Below are 12,071 nucleotides of genomic sequence, written 5' to 3' on the forward strand. Positions count from 1 at the left end.
CTTAGCGATCAGACATTGTCGTCATTAATTTTCGTCAGGTTACCAAGCCGGTCTTTCACCAAAGCACCGCCGACATCCCGTTTGAAAATTTTCTTGTTGGTGAATTGATCACAGAGTCGAATGAACTCATCAACAGACATATCAAGTGGCTGCAGAATGTCCTTCAAAGGCTTACCCAAATATTCCCAAGGAAACAAACCATCCAGGCGCTTAACGGCTTCAATACCATCTTGACGAGTCAAACGACCGCGGCGAATATGCAGACAAGCCAAGTCTGTAGCACGACCAAAACCAAACTTCAAAAATTTAAAGTAGTCGTGAATGCCTGTGTGGTGATTGTCCAAATTCTCATAGTTCACCATCGAACCCTCGACCACCTTGTGGTAGGTTTGAAAGCCGTTAGCTTGAGAAATTAAAGTGTTTGAGAGGCCATCCCAAGGAATGTAATGCCCCAAAAACAAACCAGTCACGCCCACCCTTTGAAGATCTTCATCCTTGGGGTAGGTATATGAAATGAGGTGCTTGGCCTCAATGCCTTCTTGGCCAATCAGGTCTGAGACCCGCATGCCCAGCATGCCACCAAATTCCTCAAGCCAACGTCGCGTAAGAACGTTGTTTTCGGCTGCTGCCGCAGGGCCACCATACTCGTTTTGAGAGTTTTCACCCCAAACAATCAACGGCACATTGAATTGAACTGCAGCTCGAACCGGTATGGTGAAAATGCCCACATGCTCTGGCCATGAAATATCACCCACTTGAGTCAAACCCACACGGTTCAGTTTGGCACGAACCAAAGGGTTGGGCGAAACCTCAATGTAATCAACGCCCAAACGCTTGAGGTTTTCGATATTGGCCCGACCCAATGGAGACAAATCACAAGTGGTAGAGGTAACGCACAATGGGTTCAACCCCAACTGAAGCATGCGCACCACTTGATAAGTGCTGTCCTTGCCACCGCTAACAGGAACAATACAGTCCCAATTAGCGCCATCTTTTTGGCGGTATTTATCGAGCAACCTTAAAAGCTCTTGATAACGCGCATCCCAATCGACCTCATTGCGTCTCTCGAAGCTACGGCATGCGTTACAAATTCCTTCTTCATCTATTTGAAGGTCAGGCTTGGTATCCGGCATGACACAGCATTTGCAATATTTGAGCATTTCAACAACTCCTAATCTATTTTTTCCATCAAAAACCAGGTGATGTCATCCTGCGGGAATTTGGGGTCCCGTCGGTAGGAAAATCCATAGTCAACCAGTTTGAGTTGGGGGTGTCTGTCCATCATTTCACCAGCAAAATCTCGCTTAAAAAGGCGATCACTGTGACCACGATAAGGAATCGCTACTGGAGCGGGGTTGTAATACTCTGCTACGAGCAAATATTGACCACATGCTGCGAATAACTTGTCGTACACCTGCGGCAACACTTCTGGATTCAGGTGAATCAAGACACCCTTGATCAAAGTCAGGTCCCATTGCTGTGAAGACGTAAAGTCCAGAATGGACTGATTGATAACTTGATTGGTTGGAATGACCTTGCCCAAAGCCTCTGCCGCATCCGCATTGATTTCAATGGCATGCGCATCTAAGTCGGGATGCAACAACTTTAGAGCTTTGAGGTTCATGCCAATGTTGGCGCCAAATTCAATGCAAGTTTTGAAGCCTTTAGCCTGATGTAAAGCCTTGGCGAAAAAAGCCAAGTTGGAAGCCAACAGGGCATCCCCTTGGTTACGCTGTATGTATTCAGTTCCAAAATCACCTGCCCAAAAGGCTTCTTGATCAGTTTTAAAGGTCATGATTTTTTTCTGTATGTTTATTCAAAATTTCAAACATCATTTCAGCTCGAATCCAGTCGTCCAAGGTGTCAATGTCTTGGACTCTGTAGCGTGGCAAGAAGAGGGGTATCGCAAACTCTGAGTGCAAAGGGGTCGACGACAGCCAAGCTTCAGCCCGTCCCCAATAAAACTGACCAGCATCGTGATAAGCCTCCTCAAGGTCTTGTGATCTTGTGTTGTATTGATCTGGGTTGAACATTTCGATGCGTTGTTGCTGAGTGATGCGAAACGAACGTTGAATGGGGGCTGCAAAATTGGTCACCGTAAACGCATACAACGCGTCGGACTTTATTAGCAAGTTAAGACCTTGTCGCAAGTCTTTACTCTGGATAAAAGGCGCTGTGGCATACAAGCAGCAGACAAATTCTACGGGGCCATACTGCTGAGATATCCATTTGATAGCGTGAGTCACAACGGGGATGGTGGCAGTGTGATCGTCAGACAATTCTGGCGGGCGCACAAAGGGCACCTCTGCCCCATAGGCTCGGGCCACATCGGCAATTTCGGCGTCGTCAGTGCTCACGATGATGCGATCGAAACACCCACCTTGGATGGCGGCCTCGATGGACCATGCGATCATGGGTTTGCCGCCAAAGAGTTTGATGTTCTTGCGGGGTATGCGTTTGCTGCCCCCGCGAGCAGGGATGACCGCCAGTCTCATAAGCCCATGGCCTCGCGCAAGCAGTTGGACACAAATTGAAGTTCCTCATCGGTCAAATTGACGTGCATTGGGATGCTGATGGCCTCGCGGTAGTACTGCTCGGCTTGCGGAAAGTCGCCCTGCTTGAAGCCCATTTGTTGGTAAAAGGGCTGCGTGTGCACCGGGATGTAGTGCAGATTGACCATGATGTCATTGGCCCTCAGTGCTTCAAACACTTGGCGGTGGGTGGCGCTGATTTTGTCGAGCTGCAAGCGGACCACATACAGGTGGTAAGCGCTGTGGCTGTCTTGGTGTTGCCAAGGCAGGGTGAGCGGCAGGTCGGCCAAGAGTTCGCTGTAACGGTGCGCAATGTCGTGGCGGCGTTGCACGTAGTCAACCAGACGCGTCATTTGACTGACACCCAGCGCGGCTTGCATGTCGGTCATGCGGTAGTTAAAGCCCAGCGCCACTTGTTGGTAATACCAAGGGCCTTGCATCGGCTCGGTCATCAAGGCTGGGTCGCGGGTGATGCCGTGGCTGCGCAGCAGGCCCAGCCGTGTGGCCAGTTCGTAGCTGTTGGTCAGGGCCATGCCGCCCTCGCCCGTGGTGATGATCTTGACGGGGTGAAAACTGAAAACGGTGATGTCGCTGTAGCGGCCATTGCCAATCGGCTCACCTTTGTATCGGCCGCCGATGGCGTGCGAGGCGTCTTCGATGATTTTGAAACCGTACTTTTGACCCAGCGCGTGGATGGCGGCCATGTCACAGGGTTGGCCGGTCAGGTGAACGGGCACAACCACCTTGGGCAGCTTGTTGGCTTTTTGGGCCTGGATGAGTTTTTCTTCAAGCCTTTGCGGGCACAGGTTGTAGGTGCGCGGGTCGATATCGACAAAGTCGACCTGTGCGCCGCAATACAGGGCGCAATTGGACGATGCCACAAAGGTGTTGGGCGTGGTCCAAAGCCAGTCGCCGGGGCCAAGCTCGAGGGCCAGGCAAGCAATATGAAGGGCTGCGGTGGCGTTGCTCACAGCCACTGCGTGTTGGGCACCGGTGTGGTTCGCCACACATTGCTCAAACTGCGCAATGGCCGGGCCCTGGGTCAGGTTGACGGATTTCAGGACAGCCACAACGGCGTCGATGTCGTCTTGCGTAATATCCTGACGGCCATAGTGGATCATGACTCAGATGCTTCCGATCTTGTCTTTGTTCACATAGATCCAGTCCTGCAATTGCTTGTCGGACATCCATTCTGCATTGTTGTCACTGGCATACACAAAACCCTCAGGCACTTTGACCCCTGTTTTGATGCGCTTGGGGCAATTGGCCCATCCGTTGATGGTGGGCAAAATTTTGAAATGCTCAGGATATTCGTAGGTGTAATGCGAGTCTTCTGCGCTGATCATTTGCTCATGGAGTTTTTCGCCTGGGCGAATCCCGACCACGTCCTGGCGAGCCTCTGGTGCCACCACGCGCGCCAGATCAGTCATTTTCATGGATGGGATTTTTTTGACGTAAATTTCACCGCCCACCATGTCTTCAAAGGCGTGCCAGACCAGTTCGACGCCTTCTTCCAAGGAAATCATGAAACGCGTCATGCGCTTGTCGGTGATCGGCAAGACACCTTTGTCTTTGATGGACATGAAGAAAGGGATCACAGAGCCACGAGAGCCCATGACGTTGCCATATCGGACCACTGAAAATCTTGTCGTTTTTCCGCCAGAGTAGGAGTTACCGGCGACAAACAATTTGTCTGAGGCCAGTTTGGTCGCCCCATACAGATTAATCGGGCTGCTGGCTTTGTCGGTCGACAGGGCCACCACCCTTTTGACGCCTTTGTCAATGCAGGCATCAATCAGGTTCATGGCCCCCATGATGTTGGTTTTGACACACTCAAAGGGGTTGTATTCGGCCGTTGGCACAATTTTGGTGGCAGCAGCGTGCACGACATAGTCCACGCCGTCCAGGGCGCGATGCAAACGGTCTTTATCGCGCACATCGCCAATGAAAAATCGAACCCGATCATCGCCCTCGAACTTCTTGGCCATGTCCCATTGTTTCATCTCGTCGCGTGAAAAGACGATGATCTTTTTGGGGTTGTACCTTTTGAGCGTCATGGGTACAAAAGTGTTACCGAACGAGCCGGTACCGCCAGTCACCAAAACAGTTTGATTTGCAAACATCGTTATCTCCTGATTCACTAGCCAAGCAACATACAGGCCAGCTTTGAAGTCGCACTGTCGGATTATCGACTTCAACAGTTCACCAGAAAATTGAACTCGCAGTGCTTTTTGTCATAGCGCCTGGTCGCCTTGAAGAGCGGTCATCTTTGGCCGCAAGCGGCAAAAAATTGCAGTGTGCCCTTTTTTGACCCAAGAGGTCTTATTGATCCGGCCCGATGAAGTTTGAATGGCCCATGTTTTTGTCGGCCATGTGGATATTTTTGTCTTTGCAGGAGCCCACCCTGTGGGCGATGGTTTTCAGGGCGTGTTCCACGCCCATCGCCCACAGGGGTGGGCTCCTACAAAAAAGCGATCTCTTGCTATGTTGATCAAGACTTCAATGGGCCGAAGCAATAGGCGGGCTACTGGTCACAGCTTCTTCAATCAACCCCTGTTTGGGAAACGACAGGGAGGCAAAAAAATCAGGCACAACTATTGCTTCAAGGGCTGTCATACCGATTCGGCCATGAACATTGCCGATTTATCGACAACTTCTTTGGAGACATCTGAATGAGCTCTTTCACGAAAAAACCTGCTGCCAGCCAGTCGATTGAGGAAATATGCAGTCGATTTCGACATGTCTTTATTTATTGTGAACTTAAGTTTGTTTCATTTCTAAATTGATTACAAAAATATTGATTCAAAGCCCCAGACAGATTTACGAACGAACTGAATTTTGACCTCTCAACCACGAATTTAACGAAAGAAAATCATGAGCGTTATCAACACCAACATCAAGTCTTTGGTCGCACAAAATGCGATGTCCAAAAACAACCGCGACGTTTCGACTGCGATGCAGCAGTTGTCCACGGGCAAGCGCATCAACAGCGCCAAAGACGACGCAGCAGGCCTGGCCATTTCCACCCGAATGGAAGCCCAGACTCGCGGCCTGAACATGGCCATTCGCAACGCCAACGACGGCATCTCTTTGATGCAAACGGGTGAAGGCGCCATGAACGAAGTCACCGACATCTTGCAGCGCATGCGTGAATTGGCCGTGCAATCGGTCAACGGCACCAACAACGATTCCGACCGAGTCGCTTTGAATGACGAAGTTATTCAGCTCAAGGCTGAAATTGAACGCATTGCCACCACCACCGAATTCAACAGTCAAAAACTGCTGGATGGCTCGTTCAAGAACAAAACCTTGCAAATCGGTGACAAAGCCGACCAGACCATGAAGCTGGGCATCGATTCGATTCGCCTCAAAGATCTGGGCATGGGCGGTCCAGCGGGCGCTGTCGATGCCTTGGTCGGTGCGCGCACAAACCTTGGTGCTGTCAACGCCGGCAACATTATGATCAACGACCAAGCGCTGGATGCTATTGCTTCAACTGACGACTTGGAAGACGTGATCGCCAACATCAACACCAGCGTCGACAACGTGACGGCCAGTGGCTTCAACGTGGTGGTGGCCAGAAATGTCGGTGACGGTGTCACAGCCAACGGTGAGTTCGAACTCACCGTCACAGCCCTGGGTGCCGCTACCCCTACTGTTTACGCCATCTCTGCCTCAAACAGCATGGAAGAGTTGGTCGCCAACATCAATGCCGAGGCCGGTGCGATGGTTCAAGCCAGTGTCAACGATGAGGGCAGGCTGGTTTTGTCCAACAACACTGGCGCCACGATTACTGTTGATGACAGTTCCGCACCCTCAGCAACTTCTTACGATGGTGGTTCTGGATTCTTGGGCGCACAGACTGATTTCATGGGTTTCTTGAAATTGGAATCTGACGATGGCAACCCAGTCCGAATTGACACGGGTAATGGTGGTTCTCTGGCCGATTTGGAAAGCTTGGGTTTCCGCCGAACGACATCTGATGTAGGCAGTGCAAATGACGCTTACTCGGTCACAGGCTCCGCATTAGCAGCCGCTGGTGTCACCACTGCATGGGGGGCAACTGATATCAAAATCAACGGCACGGCCATTTACAGTTCCGAAATTGCCACCACTTCTTTCCAAGGCAAACTGGATGCGATCAACAATTTCTCTGCCGATACGGGTGTGATTGCTACCGCCTACATTGATCAAAGTTTTGCCATGACAGACGCACAAGTTGCAGCCCTGTCGACTGGTGCAACCCTGGCCTTCAATGGAACAACAGTATTTTCAGGAGCTGCCGCCACAACCGTCGGTAGTGTCATCACCGCAATCAACCTCAAAACAACCGAAACTGGTATCACTGCAGAAAGAACGCCGGGCGGCTTCCGCTTGACAGGTGCAAACGTGCAATCACTGACAGTTGGTGGCACAGCAGTAGCCACCTTGACAGCTTTTACAGTAGGTACTACTTTCGCATCGATACGTTTGGACTCTGCTACAAACAGCCCTATCAGCATTGAACTGGGTGATGATGCAACAACCATTGGTGAACATGGTTTGTTGGAGGCCAATGTCGGCGCAGCCGACTTCCAGGTTAACGCAGCGAGTATGGGCGTCGCATCTGGCAGCAGTCTGACGGGTTTGAACGTGAGCAGTGACAAAGCAGCCAGTGCAGCCTTGGCGACGATTGATTCAGCCATGGAAACCGTCAGTGCCATACGCAGCAAATTGGGTGCAATGCAGAACCGTTTGAACAGCACGATGGACAACCTGGCCAACGTGGTGACCAACACCGAGGCTTCGCGCAGTCGCATTCAAGACACCGACTACGCCAAAGCCAGCAGCGAATTGGCCCGGACGCAGATCATTCAGCAAGCGGCTACTGCCATGCTGGCACAGGCCAATCAAGATCCACAAACAGTGATGCAACTCTTGCAAAACTGATGAGTTAAATTCTTGACAGTCAAATAATTTGATGACTTGATTGTTTGTATTTAACTCAATTTTTTTTCTATCTAAAAGATTAAAAAAATCCCATATGGAAAATCGAATGAACACCAACAAGCTTGTCGGGCTTTTTGGCCTTGTTGGCCTGTAAAGCCTGGCAGCATAAATACGATACGAGACCCTGATGCCCACGCTGCCCCTTGCCTACGCCCCGACAACGGACCCGACACGCGGGCCCAATTGCTGGCAGTGCCGGTTTTTTGGCGTCAGCCACGTTCCAACAACGCCCTACGTTTGCCGAGCCATGGGCTTCCAATCCAAAAATTTGCCTTCACTGGACGTGTTGCGGATCGATGGCCAGTTTTGCCGCGCTTTTGTGGTCAAAGCCATACAACCCGCTGCTGCCAAACCCCTCGGTAACCCATGAGCACACGCCTCCACTGGCCCTGTGGTTCATTGACTTCTTTGCTGTCGCTGGCCCTCATAGGCCACGCCAACGCGCAGAGCCGCCCTCTTGCAAAAACCCATCCCTTGCGTGTTGTTCAAGACTTCACAGGTTCGGATCAATAGGCATTGGACTGGTTTGTCAAATCCACGCTGATGGTTGATTAAGCAGCCCAGCTTTTGGCGGGCACAGTGTATTTGTTGGCCATCACCGTGCAGACCGAGGCCAACAAGGCCCGTGTGTGGGCCGAAGTGGCTTGCGACAACGATGACCCTGTGCGCTGATCTGTCAATCTTTCGTCAAGACCTGTCGATCTTTTGGTTTCGGTTTTTAAATTAAAAAGTTTTAAATTAATTTAATTTAAATCACTTTAAAATCATAAAAATACTGGCACAAGGGTTGCTTACTGAGTCTCATCATGAACATGAGACCAACACCGTGAAGTCACAACCCTACTCAACCCCTCTGGCCCTTTGGCTGGACCCCGAATCTGCCCTGAGTCCCGAGCACAGCCATGCATTGCAGGTCAGCGGCTGGGCTGTGATGCCCGTGAACACCCTGGACCACTTGTTGGCCCATGCCGCCGATGCGGCTATGGTGGTGCTGCACCTCACGGCTGACGTCAACCGCCTCAAAGCTGTTCAACAACTTTTGCAAGATGCTGGTTTGAGAACCCCCTTGGTCTGCCGTGTTGAGCGCCAAGAGCTGGACCTGGTGGTAGAAGCCACTCAAGCTGGCGCACTCACGGTGCTGGCCGCTCAAGATGTGCGCCAAGCTTCGTGGCAGCGACTGCACAACCAACTCGTTCCGACCACTGTCCGCCAGACGCCACAGCCCATGCGCAATGTGGTGTTTGTCGACCCCGCCAGCCAGCACCTGCTGGCCCTGGCCAAAAAAGTCGCCCAAGCCGACGTGACCGCTTTGCTGGTGGGCCCCACCGGCTCGGGCAAAGAGGTCTTGGCCCGCGTGCTGCACGAAGCTTCGGGCCGCGCACAAGGCCCGTTTGTGGCACTCAATTGCGCGGCCATGCCGGAAAACCTGATCGAAGACATGTTGTTTGGTCACGAAAAAGGGGCGTTCACGGGGGCGCACCGCGAACAAAAAGGTTTGTTCGAGCAGGCCCAAAGCGGCACCTTGTTTCTGGACGAGATTGGCGAGATGCCCATGCACCTGCAAAGCAAGCTGCTGCGCGTGCTGCAAGAGCGCCAACTCACCCGTTTGGGTGGCCAAAGCACCATCCAATTGAATGTGCGCATCGTGGCCGCCACCAACAAGGATCTGAAAAAAGCCATCGCAGACCGCGAGTTCCGCGAAGACCTGTACTACCGCATCGCCACGTTCCGCATGCGCTTGCTGCCTTTGGCCGAGCGTCCTGGCGACATCATCCCGCTGGCCATGCAGTGCCTGTTGCAATACGACAAGAGGCCCTGGCAACTGCACCCACAAGCCCAAGCACTGCTGCTGCAATACCCTTGGCCCGGCAATGTGCGCGAGCTTGAAAATGTGATGCGCCGCGCCATGGTGCTGTGCACGGACCATGTGGTCACCCCGGCACACCTCATGTTTGACGACTGGTTGACCTCCATCGCTGCGGCCTTGGCACCTGTGACTTTGACTGCAGCACCTGATGTGGTCCTACCAGAGACAAATTCGGCCACGCACATGGAACAGTTCATGGCGGCAGCCAAGAACAACCTGGGCTTGCCAGAACAAGACACGGTTGAAAAACCTGACAGCTTGCCCACCGATCTGCACAGCGCAGCGCGCATGAACGAGCATCAGGTGATCATGGCCACATTGGCCAACACGCCCAGCAAAATAGAAGCCGCCAAACGCCTTGGCATCAGCCCGCGCACGCTGCGCTACAAGATGGCCCAGTGGCGTGAGCACGGCTTGGTCATGGCATCGGCCTGCTGAAGGAGTCATTCATGATTGACAAAGCGATTTCGCCCGCCAACATCCAGTCGATGCTGCAAACCCTGCGCAGCCACCAGTCACAAGCAGCCGGTCTGCCGGGCTCTGACCAACTCAAGGGGCTGACCCCCGATGTGGGCAAGAGCAGCTTTGGTGAATTTGTCTCGGGTGCGCTCAGCCAGGTCAACCAAGTGCAGGTGCAGTCGACTGAAATGCGTGCCGCTTTTGACCGGGGGGAAAACGTGGCTCTGACCGATGTGGTGCTGGGCATGCAGAAATCCTCTTTGGCCTTCGAGGCGACTTTGCAGGTGCGCAACAAGGTGCTCAAAGCCTACGAAGATATTTTGAACATGCCGGTCTGAACGACATAAAGAGAACACACCATGGCCACAGCGACCGCAACAATGAACAACGGCATGATGACCGTCCCCGGCAATGCAGGGGCTGTCTCAGCACCCCCCGCCCTTGCGCCCAACGGCAGCATGGCTCTGACCTCCCAAGGCGCTGACGCACCCGGCACCGGTTTGAGCACTTGGCAAACATTGGGCATATCGGACAATTTCAACAAAATGATCAACCAGCCCTCGGTGCGCCGGGTGTTGCCGCTGATCGTGATGCTGGCCGTCATGGTCCTGTTTGGCTTGACGTATGCCTGGATGTCGACCACGCCTTACCGCCCCGTCATGCCCGGCCTGCAAGAGGCCGACCAACAAGCCGCTTTCGAGTCGCTCAAAACATCTGACTTCAAACCCAAAATCGATCCGGCCACCGGCCAGCTGACAGTCCCCAGCGACCGTTTCCACGAGGCGCGCATTTTTCTGGCGGCGCAAGGTTTGCCCAAGGCGGGCGCTACGGGCCTGGATGGCCTGAAAGACCAGTCATCCATGACCACCAGCCAGTTCATGGAGCAGGTCAAGGTGAACGCCGCCATGGAGCAGGAACTGGCACGCAGCATCATGCAAATTGGCAGTGTGCAAAGCGCCCGCGTGCACTTGGCCACGCCCAAACAAAGTGTGTTCGTGCGTGACCGCACCCCCCCTAAGGCTTCGGTGGTGCTGGCCCCCTACCCTGGCCGTGCTGTGTCTGCATCACAGGTGCAGGCCATCGTTCACTTGGTGTCGTCCAGCGTGCCTTACCTCACGCCCGACCACGTGACCGTGGTCGACAACGTGGGCAAGCTGATGACCGAATCGGCCACCGAACAAAAACTGGGCCTGACTTCAGCGCAGGAGCAGCACAAGCAACAAATGGAAGAGGTCTTGCGCAACCGCATCATGCAGATCCTCACGCCCATGGTGGGCGAAGCCAATGTGCGCTCGCAGGTGAACCTGTCGCTGGACTTTACCCAGACCGAAAGCACCACAGAAGACTTTGACAACCGCGACAAAGGCCCCCGTACCCGCTCGGAAGTGCTGGCCGAAGACCGCGCCGCCGTGCGCGCTGCCGAGGGCATCCCGGGTGCATTGGCCAACACGCCACCCCCCACCCCCACCACCACCACCAGCACCCAGGTGGACCCGACCAAGGGCCAGTCCGAATCGAACAACACGCTCAGCAGCCGTTCCACACGCAATTTCGAGCTTGACCGAACCGTGCGTCATGTTCGCAGTGCCAGCGGCGGCATCAGGAAAGTCAGCGTGGCGGTGATCGTGAACGAGCGCCCTGCCCCGCCGCCCGCCAATGGCGCAGCCGCAGAACCCAATGCACCCAAGAGCATTCCCTTTACCCCACAAGAAATTGAGCAAATGCAACAAGTGGTTCGGGGCGTGGTGGGTTTTGACCAAGCACGCGGCGACAATGTGTCGGTCGTACCGGCCCGTTTTGAAGCGCCTGCACCCCTCGAGACCATACCGTGGTACATCGAAAACAAAGTGCAATCCGCCCTGACCAGCGCCCTGATCGCCATCAGCTTCATCGTTTTCATGCTGATCGTGGTGCGCCCGATCATGCGCAGCATCACGATGGCCAAAGCCATGGCCGAAGAAGAGAAAGCCAAAGCCGCTGCCATGGCCGATGGCGAGCTCAGCGCCGAAGACATGCGCATGATCCAGATTGGCGAAGGCGAAAGCCTGGAAGAGATCAAGGCCAAGCTCAAGCCCAAGAAGTCGAGCATCAGCATCGACATGCTGGACACAGCCAACACCTACGACGACAAAGTGGCCCTCATCCGCATGCTGGTGGCCGAAGATTCAGGCCGTGTGGCCAACGTGCTCAAGGGCATGATCAAGGTTTCCTGAGAGACACAAGGA

General features: G+C 53.6%; 10 protein-coding genes and 1 pseudogene. 6 read left to right on the plus strand and 5 right to left on the minus strand.

The window, feature by feature from the left end; translation table 11 throughout:
- Nucleotides 1-8: 8 nt before the first annotated feature.
- Genes B9Z49_RS02075 through pseB form a run of 5 tightly spaced genes read right to left on the minus strand, consistent with a single transcriptional unit; the run spans nt 9 to nt 4,654 of the window.
- On the minus strand, nt 9-1,160 hold the full coding sequence (locus B9Z49_RS02075; RefSeq protein ID WP_108351793.1) for an N-acetyl sugar amidotransferase: 1,152 nt from the start codon (nt 1,158-1,160) through the stop codon (nt 9-11).
- 11 nt (nt 1,161-1,171) lie between these two features.
- The gene (locus B9Z49_RS02080; protein ID WP_108351794.1) at nt 1,172-1,795 is read right to left on the minus strand and encodes a pseudaminic acid biosynthesis-associated methylase; all 624 of its coding nucleotides are present in this window, start codon (nt 1,793-1,795) and stop codon (nt 1,172-1,174) included.
- Nucleotides 1,785-2,495: a pseudaminic acid cytidylyltransferase gene (gene pseF, locus B9Z49_RS02085; RefSeq protein ID WP_108351795.1), complete on the minus strand. Its 711-nt coding sequence runs from the start codon at nt 2,493-2,495 to the stop codon at nt 1,785-1,787. The genes B9Z49_RS02080 and pseF overlap by 11 nt, the downstream gene beginning before the upstream one ends.
- Nucleotides 2,492-3,652, minus strand: a complete 1,161-nt coding sequence (gene pseC, locus B9Z49_RS02090; protein WP_108351796.1) for a UDP-4-amino-4,6-dideoxy-N-acetyl-beta-L-altrosamine transaminase — start codon at nt 3,650-3,652, stop codon at nt 2,492-2,494. Before pseC ends, pseF begins: the two co-directional genes overlap by 4 nt.
- Before the next feature lie 3 nt (nt 3,653-3,655).
- A complete protein-coding gene (gene pseB, locus B9Z49_RS02095) occupies nt 3,656-4,654 on the minus strand; it encodes a UDP-N-acetylglucosamine 4,6-dehydratase (inverting) (RefSeq protein WP_108351797.1) in 999 nt (332 codons plus the stop codon).
- Between the two features lie 226 nt (nt 4,655-4,880).
- Between pseB and B9Z49_RS21470 the strand changes: the two genes are divergently transcribed.
- The 6 genes and pseudogenes from B9Z49_RS21470 to fliF all read left to right on the plus strand — a co-directional run bounded on the left by B9Z49_RS21470 (nt 4,881) and on the right by fliF (nt 12,059).
- The gene (locus tag B9Z49_RS21470; RefSeq protein ID WP_146188442.1) at nt 4,881-5,207 is read left to right on the plus strand and encodes a hypothetical protein; all 327 of its coding nucleotides are present in this window, start codon (nt 4,881-4,883) and stop codon (nt 5,205-5,207) included.
- Between the two features lie 246 nt (nt 5,208-5,453).
- Nucleotides 5,454-5,768: pseudogene (locus B9Z49_RS22475) on the plus strand (flagellin FliC); the annotation flags it as partial.
- 222 nt (nt 5,769-5,990) lie between these two features.
- The gene (locus tag B9Z49_RS02100; RefSeq protein WP_233254475.1) at nt 5,991-7,460 is read left to right on the plus strand and encodes a flagellin; all 1,470 of its coding nucleotides are present in this window, start codon (nt 5,991-5,993) and stop codon (nt 7,458-7,460) included.
- Nucleotides 7,461-8,346: 886 nt separating this feature from the next.
- Nucleotides 8,347-9,825 (plus strand): sigma-54-dependent Fis family transcriptional regulator, encoded by a 1,479-nt coding sequence (locus tag B9Z49_RS02110; RefSeq protein WP_108351982.1) that lies wholly within the window; start codon nt 8,347-8,349, stop codon nt 9,823-9,825.
- 11 nt (nt 9,826-9,836) lie between these two features.
- Nucleotides 9,837-10,184, plus strand: coding sequence for a flagellar hook-basal body complex protein FliE (gene fliE / locus B9Z49_RS02115; protein WP_108351800.1), 348 nt, complete (start codon nt 9,837-9,839; stop codon nt 10,182-10,184).
- A gap of 21 nt (nt 10,185-10,205) precedes the next feature.
- A complete protein-coding gene (gene fliF / locus B9Z49_RS02120) occupies nt 10,206-12,059 on the plus strand; it encodes a flagellar basal-body MS-ring/collar protein FliF (protein ID WP_108351801.1) in 1,854 nt (617 codons plus the stop codon).
- The last annotated feature ends 12 nt before the right edge of the window (nt 12,060-12,071 follow it).

The sequence above is a fragment of the Limnohabitans sp. 2KL-51 genome (assembly GCF_003063645.1).
GTDB lineage: Bacteria > Pseudomonadota > Gammaproteobacteria > Burkholderiales > Burkholderiaceae_C > Limnohabitans_A.